A 19383-nucleotide genomic window follows, 5' to 3' on the forward strand; every position below is an offset into this window, starting at 1 on the left:
AACGGCGAAGCTTATTTCAGTGTGACATGAGTTGACTACTCGCGGTCGCACTTCGGCCCAGCGGCGGCTCCGTGCTCTCGTGTTGCCACTGGGCTCCGAGTAGCAGGGGCTGGAGCTCGACGGTCCCGGCCTGTCGACTCCAGCCCCTGCGCACCGTGGATTTGGAGTGGAGGTGTCGGGATGCACCCGTTCCGCTGGGTGCCTGCGGACGGCGGACGTCATGCCACCGCGGATGTTCGTCTCGCCGGTGCGTATGCCGCAGGAGAGGTCATCGGTTCGTTGTGCGGTCGCTCGGTCATGGTTGCCGAGGGCACGGAGATCGCCTGGTTGTGGCCCACCTGCCCCCAGTGCAACCACGAGGCCCGATCGTTGGTCGCGGCTGGAGCGGGCACATGACCAGTGATGCTGCCGCGATCGCAGTGCTCCTGCGGAAGGCTCAGTGGCTGCTCGACGACGTGGCGTACGAGGTCGCGGCAGGACGTTCGAAGGCGATCGACCTGTCGGAGGTGGCCGGCGTTCTCGAAGGCGTGGCGACTGTGCTGCGGAGTTGCGAGGATGCAGCACCAGCATCTCCTATAGCTGACAGTGATCTATCCGCGACGCCGCTTGATTCGGTTGACTCGGGGGAGAGGCAACGCGTGGTCCGACTGGAACGGGGTGAGGTTGGCGAGAAACCACAGCTCCCAGGACGAACCACGCCCGGAGCCATCGACAGCGCGCTGGTGGCTTCCTTCCCGGATGCACATGGGGAGTCCAACAAGACGACCCGTACGGATTCGGCATACCCGTCCGCCGAGGATTCGAGCCCGTGACGTGGGATGTCTAGGGTGCTGTGCAGGCGACCGCGGAGTGCATGATGGCGTTGTAGATGAGGGCTCACAGTTCGCGGCCCTCGCGCTGGTCTGTACGACGTCGGCGCGGTGCTTCTCGGTGCCGATTGTGAGCGCGGTGAAACGTGTCCCGCCAACCTGCCATTTCTGTACGACGCTGCGCTTGTGCCACTCAAGTCCCGGTCCTTGGCCTCTGGCGGGACCGGGGCTCTAGCAGGATCGCTGACCCTGCTTTTGCCCCGATGCTTCGGGCAATTCCCGGTCGTCGGGTCCTGTTTCGGTGGCAGCTCAGGCGCGGAAAGCACGGACCTCTCATGTGGTACGTGTATTGGTCCTGCTGGTTCGATAAAAGCGGTTAGGGGAGGTTGGCTGCGGTGCGGATCTCATCGATGACGGCGTCGAGCTTGTTGACCACGAAGAGCTCGGCAGATCCATCGACCAGCGTGATCTTCAAGCGCGTCCGGAGGCCACCGCTGTAGATCTGGCGAAGGTTTCGCTTCTCCTTGCCGACGTCGGTGACCTCGCTGAGCGGAGTCCACCAGTACTCGCCGGCCAGCGCGGCGTCCACGGCGTGCGGGCAGAACACGATGCGGAGGTTGGTCACGTAGAAGCGGCCTCCGACGGCTCGTGCCTTGTGCTGGTTCCGGTTCGCCCAGCGACGGGACACGACCACTTCGCCCTCGACCGGCGGCACGTTCGTGGGCAGCTCGATGCTCATTGGGATACCTCAGCTGGTTGGATTACTGGGTCGGTGCGGGCCGCGGGACGCTCAGCGCGCTGTGCACCATTCCGTTGGTCTCGGCGCCACCGGCGATCACCGAGTGCAGGATGCCGTTGTAGACCAGATCCCAGATGTCGCGATCTTCCTGCAGGGTGCTGGTGCTGACCTTGACCTCCCGGCCTGCGCCGTCCTTCAAGTCGAGATGGATGGCGTTGCTGCGCACGCGCGCTTTGATCGACGTGAGTTCGTAGAGCAGGACCCAGGTCTTGCCGACCTTCAGCCACTCAGCTCCTGCAGCGCATTCCGTGGCGCGGGATGACGCGTAGACGCCGAAGGAGGCAAGCACGAGGACTGCCCAGATGAACCAGAACTGCATCCAAGCGGTTTCACCGCCGCGGATCAGCGTCAGACCCACAAGCATGATCACGAAGGCGACGAACCCCGTGATCACCGCGTTTCGGTGGGAGCTCTTGTACCACTCCAGCACTGGCCCTTGGCCTGCCGGCGGTGACGGTGCCTTGGCCTGATCTCGCACGCGGTCGCGGTCTTGCTCCTTCGGGGGCTTGTCCTCCTTGTGGTAGCCAGGAGCGCGAGGAGGCCGCGGATGCCCGGTCGTCGCATCAGGCTTGGGCGGCAACTCAGCCGCCGAGAGAAACAAGTCCGTATCCATCCGTATCCCCGTCGCTGTCAGTCGCCCTGGAGCCAGTCAACAACTCCGGTAGCAATGAGCCCTCCAGCGACTCCGCCCACTACACCACCGACGACGTTTCCTGCACCGGGAAAGACGCTACCAACGGCGGCGCCAGTGGCCATGCCACCGGCGATACTGCCGCCCAAGCTCGCTGCGGTGTCCGCTGCGGCGTTCCAGGGGTCCTTACCCATCGCGACGTCGGCTCCACCGGAAGCGATGGTCAACCCCGTACCGATGTACGGCATACCTCGGAGGACGTTCTTGCTCACCTTGGCCGCCGTGGATCCGCTCTTGATCAGGTTGCCAGGGTTCTGCTCGATCGCGTTGCGAGCTTTCGCGGGGATCGCGCTGTTCATGCGCTGAACTTGCGTGTACTGAGATTTGAGGTCGTCAGACAGCTCGGCGCCTCGCGCGGCAGCTTTCTCCGCGAGTTCCCGCATGGCAGGAGACCCGGTCATGGTCGCCGCTCGCGCCTGCATCGTCTTCGTGGCGCTTTTCATCTCGGAGTGGGATTCGAGGAGGTCGTTGGCCGTGGTCTGGGTCGTCTTGATCCAGCTCAAGCCGTTGCCCACCGCGTACATGGCGTAGGTCTTGAGCTTCTTGACCCCTTCGAGCGGGTCCTTCATCGCCTTGTCCAGGGCCACGTGGGCGTCGGCCTGCTGGTTCCGGGCACGCTCGACGATGCCGGATGCCTCTTCGAACGCCTTCCGCTTGCGCTCGAACGCCGCAACAGCCGAGGAGTGGGCCTGGCTGGCAGCGTCGTGTTTGGCCTGCGCTTGCGGGGATACGGGCCCTGCCGGCAGGGGTTGCGGTCCTGGCCCTGGCGCGGGGCCAGGCGGCAGGATCGCCGTGGCCGTGACGATGAGGCCCCCGGAACGTCCGACGTCGCGTGCTCGATCGAACTGCGATCTCACCGAGTCGACCTCGCCAGCGAACTCCAGCAATGCGCGGCGGACCTGCGTGATGAGCTCTTCGAGGGTGTCGCCGTCCTTGCCCTGCCGCGTCAGCTCGGCCCGGCAGGCCTGGCCAGCGGTTCCTTCCCAGAAGGACTCCGATTCTCCCCGCTGTCGGTAGACGGCGTCGCCGAGTTCTTCAACCGCTGGAGCCAGCTTGCTCAGCCAATCCGCCATTCCCCGGCACGACGCCGGGTCGTCGCGGACCTCGGTGTTCAGCTCTCCTGCCACGAGCTCGTTCCTCCTCAACCAAGGTGCTCACGCGTTGTCGTCAGCGTGGAAACTTGGGCACCCCGTACAGATCCTCGGCGTTGCGGTTGTCGACTTCGGCGTAGCTGCCGTCGCTCGCATCGATCTTGCGCGCGATGTCCTCGACACCAGCGGCGAGTGCTGCAGCCGTCTTGGTGATCTCGGAGATGGTGTGGCCGACGTTCTGGTTGGAAATCGTCACTTCGGGCATTTCCGGCGCAGATTTGGCGGGGCCTTCCAGCCCCGACGTGCCAGCGCGCAGCTTGTTGGACATCTGGCGGAGGCTGTCCGGATCGGCTTTGACGTGGTCGTTCGTCATTCCTCACTCCTCTGCGGTGTCGTGGCGCAAGTGGTCCGGCAGCGGCGTGTCCAAGGCGATCGTGTCCGCACCCGATTGGCGACGTGCTTCTCCTACGAGTCCGGCGGGAATCCCCACCCAGTGCTGATGCGGCCCGCACGCGTCCTGGAGAGACCGCACCGAGCTGTACGCCATGACGGCCAGCCGATCACCAGGCATGGGCTGCAGTTCCAGAGCAGCCTGCTCGTGCCCAGGCCGGAACGGGCGCGAGGCGATGTAGGTCATCGCCCAGTCCGGGGAATCGGGGTTGTTCCACGCCGGCTCCTCCTCGGCCATGCCGCCAGCGGTGCCGCGAAGATCAGCTGAGAGAGGCACGTCGAGCAGCACGCTGAACTTGAAGCCCGCGCCGCTGCTCTCGCTCGTTGCGAGTTCGGCGAGGCGTGAGGCCGACAGCAAGACCCAAGGCTGGTCTGCACCGCATCCGTCGAGGAAGCGGTCGATGGACGAGTAGGCCAGCACGACGGGCTGGTCATTCCACTCGCGAAGCTCGAACATCAAGCTGCCGGAGGCGCTGTCCGGCCGGGCCGCCAGGTACACCTGGGCCGGCATGTGCCAGGTCTCGTCCGGATCGAGCACGCTCGGGCGGTCGCCTCCGCCGCTCACTCGCAGTCCCTCCCCTTGGCTACGGCACGTGGAGTGAGGAAACCGTATCGAAGACCCCGCGGAAGGTGGGCGCCGTTTAGACCCATTACCCAGATGGCTCGATATGACGTATCGCACGACGCATCAACATCGGTGCATTACGTATGGAAATGTCGGAATTTCAGTCTCGGTTCAGGCTTGCCTGCCAAGTGCGGTGTTGGCGCCCTATTGCTGGAGCCGCAAGCACAGGCCGCTGGGCGCGACCTTCCACCCGTCGGTGACGTGCTGAAACAGCTGTGCAGTCCGATATTGAGACCTGCCTACCCGGCAGAAGTCGTGCCGTCAGTGGCTGCTGGCTATCCGATCGACCAGGAACTCGATGCGAGTTGCTACATCAGCCCGCGGAAGGTCGACGATCTCGTATCCGAGCTCGGAGTAGACCTCGGCCATTGCGTCGTAGGTGCGCTTGGCCTCGGCGAAGTCCTGTTTGCGTTCGCTGTCTTGGCTGAAGATCTCCGGCCAAGGCGGGGCGATCAGCACCTGCCGGCGATAGCGAAACGACTCGGCCGCCGCGAACACGTGGTCCGGAACAGGAAGCCCTGACAAGCGCAGGTAACCCACTACGTCGGGAACGCCCCGGTCGAAGAGGACCACCCCGGTTTGCTGCTGGGCCCATCGGTAGGAGCGCATCTCCCACGACAGCATCAGCTCCGCGAACAACGCCGGGTCAGCCCAGGGCAGCGCCGAGCCACCAATGGCAGTCTGATCTTGGATCACGCCTCGCCCGGCTTCGGCCGTGCTGGCCCATCCCTGGCGGCCGAGCCCTTCCAACAGCGTGGTCTTACCCGACCCCGGTCCGCCGGTCACCACCACAAACCGATGGCAGTCCGTATTGATCACAGCGTGATACCCCAGGATTTCCTTGAACGTCTCGGTTGGCACGTCGTCACTGGCCGGGCTCAACGATGCCCACTGGAGTTGGGCGGCCACATCGCAACGAGATCGCTGGCGCTCAACGGGGTCCTCCCTCAGAAACCAGGCGGAAGTGGCTCAGCACAGCGGTGGCGCCGACCGAGCCGACGTAGGGTTTCGACGATTGCGACGAGCAGCGCGCCGCCCACAACGGCGACGGTGGCCCAGGTGAACCCGGTCGGTACGACGTGAACCGGCATCGGAGCGAGCACCCCGTGCGGGTCGATGAACATGTCCAGAAGCTGCCCGCGATGCCCTTCGGGTTCGCCGCGTGAAGCGTAGTGCAGGTCGCTGTGTCCGCAGCCCGAACAGTTCCTGCTCGACTTCGACAATGCGCCGCACCTGCCATTTCGTGACGACTGAGACAGGTACTCGTAACCGTGTCCCACCTGTCCCGAGCAGCATTCATGCAGGTCATCACTCTCCGGGCCCGTCGCGCGGGGTGGGACAGGTGGGCACCTACCTGTCCCAGATGGGACGGGTAAGCACAGTAGATGGGACACCTACTCGTCGTCCGTTTCTTCACCTCCGCGGGCCTCCTCAACTGCTGCTCGGAGGTCGGCCGTGTAGTAACCGCGGACCTGCCGCACGGTGCCGTCGTCGGACGGCATCCGAGCCCGGCGAGGTTGGCAACCGAACTCGCCCATCTGCCGGCCGAACATCGTTGGCTCCACGTCGAGTGCATCGACGAGCTCAGCGGTCGGCACGAAGTCGCGGTCCTGGAGGTCATCGCCGAGGTAATCGACGACGGCCGCCAAGGGTTCGGGCAAGGCCGCCAGCCCCTCCGGGACACCTGCCCCGAGCGCCTTGACGACCGCGGCCGGGTCCACGGCGCGTTGGTCGTCGTCGCCCGCTGCGTGGCCGGTCAGCGTTCCGGCCGCCTCGCGCAGCGCTCGGCCGCGTTCGCACACCGCGCGCCACTCCGGGTTCGGCATGAAGAACGTCCGAACGGTCAGGGCCAGGGCGTCTGCGCCGGTCTCGCTGTCCGGGCGGAGGATGCCGACGCCCTTGTGGCTCGGGAGCAGCGCGGAGGCGTCGAAGCCCCTGGTGTTCATCTGCTCGCCGAGCACGATGTTGGAGTCGCGCCAGTCCATGACCCGCAGCGCGAACCGCGAGCCGAGGACGGCGCGCAGGCGGGACGGGATCGTGTTCGAGTCCGGGCGTTGGGTGGCGAGGATGACCACGATGCCGACCGCCGGCCCCTTCCGGGTGAGGTAGGTGAGCAGGTCAGCGATGTAGGCGCCGATGGTGCTCTTCTTGCCTCCGACGTCCTCGCGCGTGGAGTTCTCGAGGTAGACCTGCACCTCATCGATGATCACGGCCGTGATCGGCATGCCCAGGTCGGTGTCGCGGGAGATGACCGGGGTGATCTTCGATTCGGGGCAGGTGTCGTCGTCGAGCGTGGCCATCCGCGTGTAGCGGGCCTGCACTTCGGCCACCAGCTCGACGAGGTGGTCCCGAACGGCCTCGACGTGCTCGATCTCGTCCCCGCAGACGAACCGGTGCGCCACCGCCTCCGCGGCGTCCCAATCCTTGCCTCCCTTGCCGTCGAAGACGTACAGCCGCGCGTGGGGGTCGAGGATTAGCCCGGCGGCTGGGATCCTGGTCGAGAAGGTCTTGCCCTGCCGCGGGATAGCTCCGACCAGCAGCGATGTCCAGACGAGCTGCAGGTCGATGCGGCGGTTGCGCGCATCGCGACCGAACGGGATCGCTCGCCACGCGTCCCACTGCTCGACGTCGAGGAGCGGGAACCGCATAGGAGGCCTTGCGTACGGGTCGTCGTCGGCGACCCACAGGAAGACTCGTCCGGCGTGCCCACCGCGGCCTCGAACTCGCTCGACGAGGAGCTGCAGCTCGTCGACCGCCAACGCCGAGGCGAGCGCTTCGCGGTGCTTGATCACGTCAGCGGCCTTGCGCGTGGCCGGCAGGTCCACGGTGACCGCCCAACCGGAACCGTCGTGCGCTGCCCGCTCGACCAGGCGCAACGACTCGTCCTTGCCAAGCAGCTTCGCGTCCCGGAACGCTTCGACGAGAATGTTCGGGTCCATCGTCCAAGTCAGGTTCCGCGGTCCGGACAGCACGGGCTTGCGACCTGGCGAGCCCTCCTTGCGCCTGCCGAAGATGGCCAGCGCTGCGGAGACGAGGCCGCCTACCGCCCACAGCGCGGGCACGCCGTACAGAACGTAGGCGACCACCGTCAGCGCTGCGGATGCCAACGCGACCGCTCCGGTGACCTTCCAGCGGAACAGCGTCAGCTCCCGGATCTCGACGAACTTGTCCGCGAGCTTCTCGGACTGCTCCGCAGCGTCCCTGTAGTCGTGAACCCGGACCCATTGCCGCCACGCCCGCACCGCGGCGACCGTCCCGCGCCCGACCGCGCCGATGAACCGCCACGGCAACCGCACGACGAAGGCGAGGAAGTCCAGCACCGCCAGCTTCGCGGCCTTCCACGACTTCACCGCGGCGGGCACACGCGGTGAACGCTGCCACCAGTTCATGAACCGCTGCCACCGGGACCGCCCCTGGGACGACGGTGCGCCGTCCACGATCTCCGCCTCGAAGACGGCGGACTCAACTTCACTCGATGGCCGCGGAATCGGAAGCGGTTCGCCCTGTTCCGTCATCGCCGGCCACCTCCCTCGTCCAGTTCGGAGGCGAGCGCGGCCGCCAGCCGCGACGAGAGTCCACGTGAGCAACCCGTTGCCTCCCGAATCCACGAGGGCGACACGGTCACGCCTGGTCTCCATGCCTTCCGCGCCCGCTCCAGGTATTCGTCGAACGACGTCCTCCGCTTGCTGCTCGCCGCCGGAGCCGACGGCTCGCGTTTCTCGACCGGGCCGGACTCGGTGTTCGTGAACGCAGCTCGGACGGCCTCGCTCAACTTGTCCCGCAGGTCGGTCACCGCCTCGGCGGCGACGAACACCACGAGCGGCGGTACGGAATGCAGCACCACGGAGTCGGCTTGTCCGGCCGCGTACGCCGCCCAGGTGTTCATGACGTACGTGGCCGCGAGCGTGAACCACTTCGCGGCGCGCACCCAGCCGCCGGTGCGGATCCCGTACCTGGCGGTGACCTGTTCGGCGCGCAGGATCGCCAGCAGCACCACCGACACCATCGGGTCGAGCAGCCACGCCGCCAACCACGGCAGCGACCAGGTCGGGGATCCCGCGGCGGCGAACTGCTGGACGTTCGTCATCGTGAACGCCAGGCCGAGGAGGATCCCCGTCCAGCACAACCGGTCGACCTGTTTGCGGACCCCGTCCACCTGCTCGGCCTCGGCCCGGGTGGGCGGCAAGCGCCGCCCACCCTTCGCCGGAGACGTGATCTGCCCGGTCATCGCCGACGCCCCCTTCGCTGCGGGGCGTCCAGCGTCGTGACGGTCAGAGCCCTGGTGAGCGTGTACGAGGCGAACAGCGCTGGAACTACGAGTACCGAAAGCAGCAGCCACGTGTTCCCCGGGTTCGCGACGACGATCCACTGGACGCCGACGATGCCCGCCGCGGTCATACCCACCCGTCCAGCCAAGGACATCAGCCTGGCGCTGGTGCGAGCAGCTTCAGAAGCCCGACGCGCGGTCCGGGAACTCGCTCGCCACATGGCGAACAGGGCAATGACGAGGCCCAGACCGATCAGGACTTCAAGGGGTGTCAGGTGCAGCGCCATCACCGGTCACCTCCCCGAAATCGTCTCGGAGATCTCGCCAGATCGGGTAGAGAGCGCGTCGGTCCTGATCGGACAGGGCGCCCCAGACGCCGATCGTGTCCCTGCCGTGCAGCCGGAACTCGAGCTCCAGGCAGACGTCCTGCACCGTGCAGCCCGAGCACAGGTCGGCTGCCAGTTGACGGTCGGGATCGCGGGTGTTGGCGGACGCCGGCAGTTCGGTGCTCGTAGTGATCTGCATGCACTTGCCGTCTCGCATGACGATCTCGGCCAGCACGTCGGTAGGAACGTGGCGGAGCCGGTCCAACCGCTCGGCGATGCGCTGGAGGCGCTCGACGTCGTGGTTCATCGCGCACCACCCGTCAACCGAGCGACTTCCTGAGCGGTGCGGTGCTCGGCGGCCATCTGCGCGATGTCCACGCACCCACCGGACGAGCTGGCCTCGGCGGCGAGCTTGTCCACCGCCGCGGAGGGGACGACGTAGCGGGTGCGCACCCGGACGGCCGGGAACGCGCCTTCGCGGATGGCTCGGTAGAGGGTCGAAGGATTGCATCGCATGATCTGCGCGGCTTCCCGAACCGTGTAGAAGGTCGGCCGCGCGTTTTCAGCGCTTGAGTCCATGGTGGTGTGCCCTTCGAAAAGTCAAAACAGCTTTTTTCAGCGCATAAAGACGCCAGTTTTGGCGGTCGATTGCGCGGATTGGTCGAATCCCGGCGATTTGCGCGCCGGGGCGGTCACTCGGATTTGCTATTCCGCGCTAATCTCGGCGCCGAGGCGGAGCGCGGAGGAATACGTGACGGAGGACTGGGCTGCGGTCGCTCGTGCGATCAATCAGCGCACGGACGAGCTGGGCATGCGCCAACGCGAGTTGGCGCGGCGCTCGCACGTCTCGCAGGCGACCGTGCGCGAGCTGCAGCGCAACACGGTGCATCGGCGGAGGAGCGCGCGAACCCTGGAGGCCCTCTCGCTCGCGCTCGGCTGGCACCCGGAACACCTGCTGGCCGTGCTGGAGGGGCGCGAGCCGCCCGCGGTCGGTGAGCCCGTGCTCCGCGAGGACGACGTGCCCTCCAGGCTGACGGCCATCGAACGGCAGCTCCGCCAGATCACCCGCCAGCTCGACGAGATGAACGCTCGACTGTCCGCAGGGGCCGGCCGTGACGGCGAGCAGGCCGGGTAGCCGACTCCGGTCCTCGACGTCCCGCCGAAGCGGCGGGGCGGTGGTGGCGTCTGTGCTGCGCATGCCACCAAGAAACGGCATCCGGGGAAGTTTTTGCAGATGGCGCGAGTTGACCTCGAAGCCATTAACCGCAATTAACTCCGCAGGTCAGAGCCGTTATTGGGAGCGGGAACGCTGATGGGGGAGAAGCGACTTCAGGCGGTGCGCAAGCAGCTCGGCTACTCGGCCGAGGCGGTCATCCGAATGCTGCTCAAGCGCGCCCACGCCCTCGACATCCCGGTGATGACGGCGGCAAGCCTGAAGACCAAGCTCTCCCGCTGGGAGAACGGCCACGAAGCCGTCAGCGAGACCTACCAGCGCCTGTTCCGCGACGTCTACGGCCGCACCAACGAGGAACTCGGCTTCCCTCCCGACATCGAGGACGACGACGCGGAAGAGCTCCGCTCGCGCTTGGCGTTGGCGAAGACCGTCGACGCGGAAACGGTCGAGGTGTTCAGGCGCCAGATCAACGACGCCAGGCAGGTCGACCGCCGCTTCGGCGGTATCACCCTGCTCGAACAGCTCCGCTGCACCATCAAGCAGGTCGAGGACCTGCTGAGCTACAACACCGTTGGCACGCAACGGGAACGGCTCGCCGGTGCGCTCACCGAGGCATCCACATTGGCCGGCTGGGAAGCGCTCGACCGCAACGCGCTCGGACAGGCGTGGGAGCACTACGAGCGCGCGAAATCAGCCGCGCGCGAGGCGATGGCCCCAGCACTGCTCGCGCACGCTGCCGCGGAGCAGGCATTCGTCCTGATCGACGTGGGCGAAACTGCAGCCGCAGTCGAACAGTTCGCCTACGCCTGCGAGGTCGCCGAGGGTACCGGCCCACCGCTGTTGCGAGCTTGGCTCGCCGCGGCACACGGTGAAGGGCTCGCAGCTATCGGCGACCGCGATGGTGCCCTGCGCGCCTTCGACGCGGCCGAAACGCTGCTGCCACCAGAGCCGGTCGATGCCGCCCTGCCGTTCCTGTTCCTCGGCGGAGCGCATCTCGACCGCTGGCGGGGCAACGCCCTGAGCAAGCTCGGCGAGCCCGAGGCGATAAACCAGCTGAGCGAAGCACTACCGCGGGTTCCCGAGCAGTTCGTCCGGGCGCGTACGGGCCTGCTGGTCGACCTGGCCCTGGCGTTCGCCGCGGCCGGGGACCGCGACGCCGCGCTCGATCACTCCCGGCAAGCGCGGCGCCTGGCCTCCCAGATCAAATCAGACCGCCACCTACGACGTCTCGGTGGGCTGATCCTGCCCGGTACCACCAACGGCGCCGCGTGAGGTCAGGAAGTACAGCAGCGCCACGAGCGTCCCCGAGCCGAGCAGCTCCTGCCGCTGCGCCAGCTCGGTAACCCGCGACAGCGGCACCCACTCGACCAGACCGACCTCCTCGGTGTCCGTCGGATCGCCGATGTGCTTCGCCCCGCGCCAGAGGTAGATGTCCACCGGCGCGGTGACCTGCCCAGGCAGTGGCTCGAAGGTCACCAAGTGCTCACCCTCGCCGATCGGCTCCCAGCCGCTCTCCTCAGCGGCCTCCCGGGCAGCCGTGCCAGCCGCGTCATCCCCGTCGTCGACCAAGCCGCCCAGCAGTTCATAGCCCCACTGCTGCGTCGGGAACCGGTAGCGCCACAGCATCAGCGCCCGATCCTGATCGTCCACGATCAGAGCGATCGCGATCCGCGCCAGGTGAACGACGTGGTACTCCCACCGCTCACCGTTCGGCGCCTCCACGTCGGCCAACCCCAACCGAACCCACCGGTTGTCGTAGACCAGCCGCTCCCCGTATGTCTTCCAAGCTCCGCGCTCCGTGCTCACAGGTGCAGCCTACGGGGCATCAAGTTCAAGGGCAGCAATCCTGCTGACAAACTGTTTCAATTCAGCGTGCACGCCCGAAGTAGTCGCGCCAAACTCTCAGGGCGCCATCTTTGAGAAGAAGTGTTCCGGAAACTTTGACAAAGTCGGAGAGAACTCTCGGGGGGATGTCGACCTTCAAAGGTGCCCACTCCTCATTCCTGCTCTCTGAAACTAGCCCTACCGGGAATGATCCTGAATCCACTTGGATTGCTGGTGGGTCGAAGCAGAATGAAAGATCAGCATACCCCACTGGTTCCGGCCCGGGGTTTTGGCTGAGTAGTTCAGAATCGTAGACCCTGCTCAGGGAGAGCGAGTCTGTAGTGCGCAGGAAGTACCAGACGAGTTCAACCAGCTCATTGCACCGATGGCTGGCGGGTGGGTCGGCATCTTCGTGCTCAACCGAGTTCCTAAGGTCCGTCAGTGTATTCAACATTAGCGGTTGGACGACCCCGAGTCGAGCAAGGATTTTTGGTGGACGCCCCTTACCTATGCCGAGGCGTGAAGCGACAGCTTTTATGTTGTATTCCTTGAAGATCACCTTGTATCGTTGATTGACAGCTCTATTGAGCCACGTTACAAGTTCGGAGCGATCGAACGCCCCCATAGAGGTGTCCAATTTTTGCTTCGCATGATTCCAGATTTCGTGCGAGCGCTCCATTAGAGCGGGAGGAATGGGGTCCGCGGCGTATGATTCACGCTGCCATCCCAAGAAATCTGGGGAGATCCAGATGGTTTGACCCTGCCCGACGTTCTCCAGCATAACTACTCATGGTAGATCATCATCGCGTCGCAGTCTTGGCATCCTTGAGCCGAGAATTTCTGCTGCCTTACGGTCGGAGGCTGCGACCCATGCTGCGTAGACACGCAGGGTTGTCGCGCCTCCGCCGCCGTGTCCCAGCCGACCTGAGACTGTAGGCAAGTCGATGCCCGCCGTGAGGAGTTCCGTGGCTGAGTAGTGGCGCAGGGCGTGGAGGTGGGTGCTGATGCTGAGGCGGTCGGCCATGTCTTTGTAGCGCTGAGTTATGGCGTTGGGGGAGTAGGGCTCGGTGTGGTCTGGGTGTTGGGTGCCGGCGAAGACGAAGAGGTCGTCGGTGAATTTGGCGCCGAGGTTGCGGACGCGTTCGGCTACGCGGTCGCGGTGTTCGCGGAGCAGGGTGACGGTTTCGGAGTCGAGGGCGATGCGGCGGTTTTGGTGGGTCTTCGTGCCTTTTTCCTTGCCGCGGACCCAGTTACGACGTAGGTCGATGACTTCTTCTTCGAGGTCGATGCGGGAGAAGCGCAGGCCGACGAGTTCGCCGCGGCGCATGCCTGTGGTCATGGCGAGCCAGACGAGGGTGCCCCAGTCGTCGTCCATCCGGAAAGCCTCTTCGGAGAGCCGCGCCGCTTCGGCCGGTGTGGGCGGGTCGGGTTCGGGGCGCTTCTGTCGGGGCTTGCGGGCGACGCGGGCTGGGTTGGAGCTGATCCAGTCCCAGCGCTCGGCGGCGTCGAGCGTGCCGCTGATGATGGCGTGGACCTGGCGGACTGTTGAAGCCGCCATCGGCTTGCAGACGTGCGGTCGGCATTCCTCGGCGACGCAGTCGTGGTCGCCCGTCTTCTTGTGCTTCTCGACGAAAGGCTTGCCGTCGCAGCGGGAGCGGCAGCGTCGAAGCTCGGTGTAGAAGCCCTCGAGCATCCTCGCCGAAATCTTGTTCACCGGGGCCTCGCCGAGCGCCGGCTTGATCGAGCGGTCGATGTAGCCCTGGTAGGTGTGCCTGGTGCTGTCCTCGATCTCGCTGGTGCGCATCCACTCGTTCAGGGCGAAGGACAGGTTCACCGTGGACGGGGCGGAGCGCTGACTGTCGACCTGCGCCAGCAGCTTGGTGAGCGCCTTCTCGGCGCGCTTGTAGGCGGCCTTGTCCGTGCCTTTGATCGTCTCGCGAAGGTAGGTGCGGCGACCGGTCACCGGGTCGTTGCCCGCGAAGACGACCACCCGGAGCGTCTTGCTGCGCTCCTCGATGCGACCGCGCTGACGTTCATCGGGGTGTGAACGACTCATAGCCTTGAGTGTACTCGCACCCAAGGCCGCACCCAGGACCATTCCCATGATCCACATATTCGGTTGTTTTGCCTGGTAAAGGCTGGTGCCCCCGGTGCGATTCGAACGCACACTGGACGGATTTTGAGTCCGCTGCCTCTGCCGTTGGGCTACGGGGGCTGGTGTGGTCAGCATACGGGACGGCTGATCAGGCTCCCTTGGGTGGGTGTGGGGCGGGGTGTCGCTGGGCGGCTCGGGGAAGGGTGTGCTTCGTTCGCGGTGTCGAGCGGTGGTCGGTGGGTCGAACGGTGGGACGGCTGAGGACGCAGTTCGCGTGGTGGTGACTGCGCGTGTGCGGGGCGCGGTTCGGGGTTGGGTGTCCACACAGGTGGGTTATGGGGTGGTGGCTGCGCGTTGTGCGGCGGTTCGGCGGTGGGGTGCCGCTGCGTGCGCGGTGGGTGTGGATCTCGGTGGGTGTGATTCTCTTCGTGATCGGCATCGTGGGTTCGGCGGTTGGGCTTCTTCGCAGGGCACGACGGGTTCGATCAGGGGTGGTCGGGGGTGCGCGGGCTCGCGCTCGCGGATGTCGCAATGGTCACGTCGTGTATTAACCTCGGCGTGAAGTCGCTACCGGTAAGCTGCGGTTTCCGATGCAAACCGCATCGGCGGACCCCGAGTTTTTTACTGGAGGATCCCGGTGACGACGCCGGCTGCCGAGGACACACGCGAGGCCAAGCCCGTCGAACGTCGCGTACTCGTGGCCGAGGACGAGGCGTTGATCAGGCTGGATCTCGTGGAGATGCTCCGCGAGGAGGGCTACGAGGTCGTCGGCGAGGCCGGTGATGGCCAGGAGGCCGTCCGGCTCGCCGAGGAGCTGCGACCCGATCTGGTGATTCTGGACATCAAGATGCCGAAGATGGACGGCATCGAGGCCGCTTCGAACATCGCCGGTGAGCGGATCGCGCCGGTGGTCATCCTGACCGCCTTCAGCCAGCGCGATCTGGTGGAGCGGGCGCGCGACGCCGGGGCGATGGCCTACCTGGTCAAGCCCTTCGCCAAGCGCGACCTGGTGCCGGCCATCGAGCTGGCGGTGTCCCGGTTCACCGAGGTGCAGGCGCTCGAGGCCGAGGTCGCCGACCTCTCCGAGCGCCTCGAGGCGCGCAAGACCATCGAGCGCGCCAAGGGCCTGCTGATGAGCAAGCACAACCTCTCCGAGCCCGAGTCCTTCCGGTGGTTGCAGCGGACTGCGATGGACCGCCGCACGACCATGAAGGCGGTGGCTCAGGCGGTGCTCGACAACCTGTCGTGACGGTCTGATCGACGAGAACCGAGGCGGGCGCCCAGCAGGGCACCCGCCTTGTTTTCTTCGCGGCCCGGCCTCACCTGGTCGGACGGGTTCTCACTTCGGGGGAGCGTCGCGGATCACGCAGGTCAGCCGGGCCGAGCAGGTGCGGCGGTCCTGGTCGTCGGTGATCGCGATGTCGTAGGTCGCGGTGCTGCGGCTGCGGTGCAGCGGGCTGGCGACCGCGGTGACCTCTCCCTCGGTGGCCGCGCGGTGGTGGGTGCACAGCAGCTCCAGACCGACCGCGACCCTGCCCTCGCCCGCGGACAGCGCCGCGGCGATCGAGCCGACCTGCTCGGCCAGCGCCGCGTTCGCGCCGCCGTGCAGCAACCCGTAGGGCTGCCGGTTGCCCGCCACCGGCATGGTGGCCACCACACGATCGGGGCCGTATTCGACGAGGTGGATGCCCAGCTTGGCGGCCAGCTGCTCCGGTGCGGACTCGATCAGCTTCGCGATCTCGCTGTAATCGCTGGTCACGGCGTTGTCGTTCTCTGCTGTCGGCACTGCGGGTCCTCCCCGTCGCCTGCGGTCAGGTCTGTCGGGGGGAAAGCCTAAACTCGCGACCGTGACGCACTCCGAGGACCGACGCCTGCTGTTGATCGACGGCCACTCGATGGCCTACCGCGCCTTCTACGCCCTGCCCAAGGAGAACTTCCAGACCGGCACCGGGCAGCACACCAACGCGGTCTACGGCTTCACCTCGATGCTGATCAACCTGTTGCGCGACGAGCAGCCCACCCACCTCGCGGTCGCCTTCGACGTCTCGCGCAAGACCTTCCGCAGCGAGGCGTTCGCCGACTACAAGGCGAACCGCAGCACGACCCCGGACGAGTTCAAGGGCCAGGTCAGCCTCATCCAGGAGATCCTGGCCGCGCTGAACGTGCCGGTCCTGAGCAAGGACAACTACGAGGCCGACGACGTCATCGCGACCCTGGCCACCCAGGCCACCGAGCGCGGCTACCAGGTGTCGATCTGCACCGGCGACCGCGACTCGCTGCAGCTGGTCACCGACGACGTCACCGTGCTCTACCCGACCAAGGGCGTCTCCGAGCTGACCCGGTTCACCCCGCAGGCCGTGCAGGACAAGTACGGGCTCGGTCCGCAGCAGTACCCCGACTTCGCGGCGCTGCGCGGCGACCCCTCGGACAACCTGCCGAAGATCCCCGGGGTGGGGGAGAAGACGGTCACCAAGTGGATCCAGCAGTTCGGCTCGCTGGCCGAGCTGGTCGACCGGGTCGACGAGGTCAAGGGCAAGGCCGGCGAGAACCTGCGCGCGCACCTGGCTTCGGTGCTGCGCAACCGCGAGCTCACCGAGCTGGTGCGCGACGTCGAGCTGGAGTCCGGTCCGGATGACCTGACCGTGCAGTCCTGGGACCGCGACGCGGTGCACCGGCTGTTCGACGACCTGGAGTTCCGGGTGCTGCGCGACCGGCTCTTCGCCACGCTCTCCAGCGCCGAGCCCGAGGTCGAGGAGGGCTTCGAGATCACCGGCGGGCTCGTCGCCCCCGGCGAGCTGGCGGCCTGGCTGGACCGGCACGCGCGCGGCGGATCCCGGGTGGGGCTGGCCTTCAGCGGGCAGTGGGCGCGCGGCGCGGGCGACCTGACCGGTCTCGCGCTGGCCACCGCCGACGGGGCCGGGGCGTTCGTGGACGTCGCCGAGCTCACCGACGCCGACGAGCGGGCGCTGTCGAGCTGGTTGGCCGACCCCGCGGCGCCCAAGGCCGCCCACGACGTGAAGGGCCCGCTGCACGCCATCCGCGACCGCGGTTGGCGCGTCGAGGGCCTGACCAGCGACACCGCGCTGGCCGCCTACCTGGTGCGCCCGGGGCAGCGCTCCTTCGAGCTGCCCGACCTGGTGGTGCGCTACCTGCAGCGCGAGCTGCGCGCCGAGACCGGCGAGGACGACGGTCAGCTCTCGCTGCTGGAGGACGCCGCCGAGACCAAGCAGAAGGCCGCGGCCGCGGAGCTGGTCAAGGCCCGCGCCGTCGCCGAGCTGGCCGATGCGCTGGACACCGAGCTGGAGCGCATCGACAGCAAGGGGCTGCTGACCGACCTGGAGCTGCCGCTGCTGCTGGTGCTCGCCGACCTGGAGGCCGCGGGCATCGCGGTCGACTCCGAGCAGCTGGCCGAGCTGGGCGCGCACTTCGCGGGCCGGGTCAAGCAGGCGGCGCAGGAGGCCTACGAGGTCATCGGCAAGGAGATCAACCTCGGTTCGCCGAAGCAGCTGCAAGTGGTGCTCTTCGACGAGCTGAACATGCCCAAGACCAAGCGCACCAAGACCGGCTACACCACCGACGCCGAGGCGTTGCAGACGCTGTTCGAGAAGACCGAGCACCCGTTCCTGCAGCACCTGCTGGAGCACCGCGACGCCACGCGGTTGAAGACCACTGTGGAGGGTCTGGAGAAGTCCATTTCGGACGACGGCCGGATCCACACCACGTTCAACCAGACCATCGCGGCCACCGGCCGGCTGTCCTCCACCGAGCCGAACCTGCAGAACATCCCGATCCGCACCGAGGAGGGACGCCGGATCCGCGAGGTGTTCGTCGTCGGCGAGGGCTACCAGGAGCTGATGACCGCCGACTACAGCCAGATCGAGATGCGCATCATGGCGCACCTCTCCGGCGACGAGGGGCTCATCGAGGCGTTCAACACCGGTGAGGACCTGCACAACTACGTCGCCTCCCGGGCCTTCGGCGTGCCCATCGACGAGGTCGACCACGAGCTGCGCAGGCGCGTCAAGGCGATGTCCTACGGCCTGGCCTACGGGCTGTCGGCCTACGGGCTGGCCCAGCAGCTGCGCATCTCGGCCGAGGAGGCCAAGGCGCAGATGGACGCCTACTTCGCTCGGTTCGGCCGGGTGCGCGACTACCTGCACGAGGTCGTCGACCGGGCCCGCAAGGACGGCTACACCTCGACCGTCCTCGGCCGCCGGCGCTACTTGCCCGACCTGCTCAGCGACAACCGGCAGCGCCGCGAGATGGCCGAGCGGATGGCGCTCAACGCGCCGATCCAGGGCAGCGCCGCCGACATCATCAAGGTCGCGATGCTCGGCGTGCACAACGCCCTGACCAGCGAGGGTCTGCGCTCGCGGACGCTGCTGCAGGTCCACGACGAGCTGATCGTCGAGGTCGCGGAGGGCGAGCGGGACGTGGTGGAGAAGCTGGTGCGCGAGCACATGGGCTCGGCCTACTCGCTCGACGTGCCCCTGGAGGTCTCGGTCGGCGTGGGCCGCTCCTGGGACTCCGCGGCGCACTGATCGTCTCGGGTCGGTCACGAAGCCGCTGAATCGCTCCTGGCCAACGCCGGGTCTTGCGATGGTGAACATCACCGTCGGCAGGACCCGGCGTTTCGCGGCGAACACAGGTGCGGATAGCCTGCGCTACGCGCTCCGGCCGAGCGTGCTCGTCCGAGCGGCGGGCCTGGTCAGGCGGGGCGCACGAAGGGCGCGGGCCCCGAACTGCCCGTGCCGATCCCCGAGGAGGAGCATGATCAGCATCGACCGAGTCGACCATTTGGTCCTCACCGTCGCCGATGTCGATCGGGCAGTCGAGTTCTACGCGCAGGTCCTCGGTATGGAGCCGGTGACGTTCCCCGGAGAGCGCCGCGCCGTGCGCTTCGGCGACAAGACCATCAAGCTGCACCAGGCCAGCGAGCTCGTCGGGCCCACCGCGACCCATCCGGTGCCCGGTTCGGCGAACCTGTGCTTCGTCACGAACAACGCGCTGTCGGAGGTCCAGGACCACCTGCGCAACAACGAGATCTGGATCGAGGAGGGCCCGGTGGTGCGGACCGGGTCGCAGGGCCCGATCACCTCGCTGTACCTGCGCGACCCGGACGGCAACCTGATCGAGATCGCCAAGTACGACGACCCCGCGGAGTAGCCCCTTCGAACGAAGGTCCCCGCGAGCCGAGCCCGCGGGGACCTTTCGCTCGAAGGACGTCGGCGC

At 66.8% G+C, this 19383-nt stretch carries 22 protein-coding genes and 1 tRNA gene; 7 read left to right on the top strand and 16 right to left on the bottom strand.

The features are described 5' to 3' along the window. Positions 1–180: 180 nt before the first annotated feature. Together ACFQRI_RS17780 and ACFQRI_RS17785 are read left to right on the top strand one after the other, a co-directional pair. A complete protein-coding gene (locus tag ACFQRI_RS17780; protein WP_380669973.1) occupies positions 181–396 on the top strand; it encodes an HC3 family zinc finger protein in 216 nt (71 codons plus the stop codon). Then, the gene (locus ACFQRI_RS17785; RefSeq protein WP_380669975.1) at positions 393–812 is read left to right on the top strand and encodes a hypothetical protein; all 420 of its coding nucleotides are present in this window, start codon (positions 393–395) and stop codon (positions 810–812) included. The genes ACFQRI_RS17780 and ACFQRI_RS17785 overlap by 4 nt, the downstream gene beginning before the upstream one ends. Positions 813–1185: 373 nt before the next feature. Here ACFQRI_RS17785 and ACFQRI_RS17790 read toward each other — a convergent pair whose 3' ends face one another. The 11 genes from ACFQRI_RS17790 to ACFQRI_RS17840 form a co-directional block, all read right to left on the bottom strand. Then, on the bottom strand, positions 1186–1548 hold the full coding sequence (locus ACFQRI_RS17790) for a hypothetical protein (protein WP_380669977.1): 363 nt from the start codon (positions 1546–1548) through the stop codon (positions 1186–1188). A gap of 22 nt (positions 1549–1570) precedes the next feature. After that, positions 1571–2221 (bottom strand): hypothetical protein, encoded by a 651-nt coding sequence (locus ACFQRI_RS17795; RefSeq protein ID WP_380669979.1) that lies wholly within the window; start codon positions 2219–2221, stop codon positions 1571–1573. A 17-nt stretch (positions 2222–2238) separates the two neighbouring features. Beyond that, positions 2239–3426, bottom strand: coding sequence for a hypothetical protein (locus ACFQRI_RS17800; protein WP_380669981.1), 1188 nt, complete (start codon positions 3424–3426; stop codon positions 2239–2241). Positions 3427–3466: 40 nt separating this feature from the next. After that, entirely contained in the window at positions 3467–3763 is a 297-nt protein-coding gene (locus ACFQRI_RS17805; RefSeq protein ID WP_380669983.1) for a hypothetical protein, read from the bottom strand. Between the two features lie 3 nt (positions 3764–3766). Continuing rightward, a complete protein-coding gene (locus tag ACFQRI_RS17810; protein ID WP_380669985.1) occupies positions 3767–4378 on the bottom strand; it encodes an SAV_915 family protein in 612 nt (203 codons plus the stop codon). A 348-nt stretch (positions 4379–4726) separates the two neighbouring features. Continuing rightward, on the bottom strand, positions 4727–5374 hold the full coding sequence (locus ACFQRI_RS17815; protein WP_380669987.1) for an AAA family ATPase: 648 nt from the start codon (positions 5372–5374) through the stop codon (positions 4727–4729). A gap of 485 nt (positions 5375–5859) precedes the next feature. Then, the gene (locus ACFQRI_RS17820; protein ID WP_380669989.1) at positions 5860–7980 is read right to left on the bottom strand and encodes a cell division protein FtsK; all 2121 of its coding nucleotides are present in this window, start codon (positions 7978–7980) and stop codon (positions 5860–5862) included. Continuing rightward, positions 7977–8651 carry a hypothetical protein gene (locus ACFQRI_RS17825; protein ID WP_380669991.1) on the bottom strand — a complete coding sequence of 225 codons (675 nt, stop codon included), beginning with the start codon at positions 8649–8651 and terminating at the stop codon, positions 7977–7979. The genes ACFQRI_RS17820 and ACFQRI_RS17825 overlap by 4 nt, the downstream gene beginning before the upstream one ends. A gap of 38 nt (positions 8652–8689) precedes the next feature. After that, positions 8690–9019, bottom strand: a complete 330-nt coding sequence (locus ACFQRI_RS17830; RefSeq protein ID WP_380669993.1) for a hypothetical protein — start codon at positions 9017–9019, stop codon at positions 8690–8692. Then, on the bottom strand, positions 8994–9365 hold the full coding sequence (locus ACFQRI_RS17835; RefSeq protein ID WP_380669995.1) for a WhiB family transcriptional regulator: 372 nt from the start codon (positions 9363–9365) through the stop codon (positions 8994–8996). Before ACFQRI_RS17835 ends, ACFQRI_RS17830 begins: the two co-directional genes overlap by 26 nt. Continuing rightward, a complete protein-coding gene (locus tag ACFQRI_RS17840) occupies positions 9362–9637 on the bottom strand; it encodes a helix-turn-helix domain-containing protein (protein ID WP_380669997.1) in 276 nt (91 codons plus the stop codon). Before ACFQRI_RS17840 ends, ACFQRI_RS17835 begins: the two co-directional genes overlap by 4 nt. Before the next feature lie 172 nt (positions 9638–9809). Here ACFQRI_RS17840 and ACFQRI_RS17845 point away from each other — a divergent pair, with 172 nt between their 5' ends. Continuing rightward, positions 9810–10193, top strand: a complete 384-nt coding sequence (locus ACFQRI_RS17845) for a helix-turn-helix domain-containing protein (protein WP_465269728.1) — start codon at positions 9810–9812, stop codon at positions 10191–10193. Between the two features lie 177 nt (positions 10194–10370). Beyond that, on the top strand, positions 10371–11504 hold the full coding sequence (locus tag ACFQRI_RS17850; RefSeq protein WP_380670001.1) for a tetratricopeptide repeat protein: 1134 nt from the start codon (positions 10371–10373) through the stop codon (positions 11502–11504). On the opposite strand, the gene ACFQRI_RS17855 is transcribed toward ACFQRI_RS17850, so the two are convergent. The 4 genes from ACFQRI_RS17855 to ACFQRI_RS17870 all read right to left on the bottom strand — a co-directional run bounded on the left by ACFQRI_RS17855 (position 11451) and on the right by ACFQRI_RS17870 (position 14271). Continuing rightward, positions 11451–12038 (bottom strand): NUDIX domain-containing protein, encoded by a 588-nt coding sequence (locus ACFQRI_RS17855; protein WP_380670002.1) that lies wholly within the window; start codon positions 12036–12038, stop codon positions 11451–11453. The genes ACFQRI_RS17850 and ACFQRI_RS17855 overlap by 54 nt on opposite strands. A gap of 61 nt (positions 12039–12099) precedes the next feature. Next, positions 12100–12837 carry a hypothetical protein gene (locus ACFQRI_RS17860; RefSeq protein ID WP_380670004.1) on the bottom strand — a complete coding sequence of 246 codons (738 nt, stop codon included), beginning with the start codon at positions 12835–12837 and terminating at the stop codon, positions 12100–12102. A gap of 6 nt (positions 12838–12843) precedes the next feature. Further along, positions 12844–14112: a site-specific integrase gene (locus tag ACFQRI_RS17865; protein WP_380670006.1), complete on the bottom strand. Its 1269-nt coding sequence runs from the start codon at positions 14110–14112 to the stop codon at positions 12844–12846. Positions 14113–14195: 83 nt separating this feature from the next. Beyond that, positions 14196–14271 (bottom strand) — tRNA-Leu (locus ACFQRI_RS17870). 517 nt (positions 14272–14788) lie between these two features. Here ACFQRI_RS17870 and ACFQRI_RS17875 point away from each other — a divergent pair. Then, positions 14789–15400, top strand: coding sequence for an ANTAR domain-containing response regulator (locus ACFQRI_RS17875; RefSeq protein WP_380670008.1), 612 nt, complete (start codon positions 14789–14791; stop codon positions 15398–15400). A gap of 90 nt (positions 15401–15490) precedes the next feature. Here ACFQRI_RS17875 and ACFQRI_RS17880 read toward each other — a convergent pair whose 3' ends face one another. Then, on the bottom strand, positions 15491–15910 hold the full coding sequence (locus tag ACFQRI_RS17880) for a PaaI family thioesterase (protein ID WP_380670311.1): 420 nt from the start codon (positions 15908–15910) through the stop codon (positions 15491–15493). A gap of 88 nt (positions 15911–15998) precedes the next feature. Here ACFQRI_RS17880 and polA point away from each other — a divergent pair, with 88 nt between their 5' ends. Together polA and ACFQRI_RS17890 are read left to right on the top strand one after the other, a co-directional pair. Beyond that, positions 15999–18692, top strand: coding sequence for a DNA polymerase I (gene polA / locus ACFQRI_RS17885; RefSeq protein WP_380670010.1), 2694 nt, complete (start codon positions 15999–16001; stop codon positions 18690–18692). Positions 18693–18921: 229 nt separating this feature from the next. Next, positions 18922–19317 carry a VOC family protein gene (locus ACFQRI_RS17890; protein WP_380670012.1) on the top strand — a complete coding sequence of 132 codons (396 nt, stop codon included), beginning with the start codon at positions 18922–18924 and terminating at the stop codon, positions 19315–19317. Positions 19318–19383: the final 66 nt, after the last annotated feature.

It is taken from the genome of Saccharopolyspora griseoalba, assembly GCF_042665275.1.
Taxonomy (GTDB): Bacteria; Actinomycetota; Actinomycetes; order Mycobacteriales; family Pseudonocardiaceae; genus Saccharopolyspora; species Saccharopolyspora griseoalba.

Bases quoted from the DNA above. Each gene is read 5' to 3' on its own strand.
- ACFQRI_RS17795 (WP_380669979.1), bottom strand. From the start codon at position 2,221: ATGGATACGGACTTGTTTCTCTCGGCGGCTGAGTTGCCGCCCAAGCCT.
- ACFQRI_RS17850 (WP_380670001.1), top strand. From the start codon at position 10,371: ATGGGGGAGAAGCGACTTCAGGCGGTGCGCAAGCAGCTCGGCTACTCG.
- ACFQRI_RS17790 (WP_380669977.1), bottom strand. From the start codon at position 1,548: ATGAGCATCGAGCTGCCCACGAACGTGCCGCCGGTCGAGGGCGAAGTG.
- ACFQRI_RS17865 (WP_380670006.1), bottom strand. From the start codon at position 14,112: ATGAGTCGTTCACACCCCGATGAACGTCAGCGCGGTCGCATCGAGGAG.
- ACFQRI_RS17780 (WP_380669973.1), top strand. From the start codon at position 181: ATGCACCCGTTCCGCTGGGTGCCTGCGGACGGCGGACGTCATGCCACC.
- ACFQRI_RS17890 (WP_380670012.1), top strand. From the start codon at position 18,922: ATGATCAGCATCGACCGAGTCGACCATTTGGTCCTCACCGTCGCCGAT.
- ACFQRI_RS17860 (WP_380670004.1), bottom strand. From the start codon at position 12,837: ATGCTGGAGAACGTCGGGCAGGGTCAAACCATCTGGATCTCCCCAGAT.
- ACFQRI_RS17785 (WP_380669975.1), top strand. From the start codon at position 393: ATGACCAGTGATGCTGCCGCGATCGCAGTGCTCCTGCGGAAGGCTCAG.
- ACFQRI_RS17805 (WP_380669983.1), bottom strand. From the start codon at position 3,763: ATGACGAACGACCACGTCAAAGCCGATCCGGACAGCCTCCGCCAGATG.
- ACFQRI_RS17820 (WP_380669989.1), bottom strand. From the start codon at position 7,980: ATGACGGAACAGGGCGAACCGCTTCCGATTCCGCGGCCATCGAGTGAA.
- ACFQRI_RS17840 (WP_380669997.1), bottom strand. From the start codon at position 9,637: ATGGACTCAAGCGCTGAAAACGCGCGGCCGACCTTCTACACGGTTCGG.
- ACFQRI_RS17830 (WP_380669993.1), bottom strand. From the start codon at position 9,019: ATGGCGCTGCACCTGACACCCCTTGAAGTCCTGATCGGTCTGGGCCTC.
- ACFQRI_RS17835 (WP_380669995.1), bottom strand. From the start codon at position 9,365: ATGAACCACGACGTCGAGCGCCTCCAGCGCATCGCCGAGCGGTTGGAC.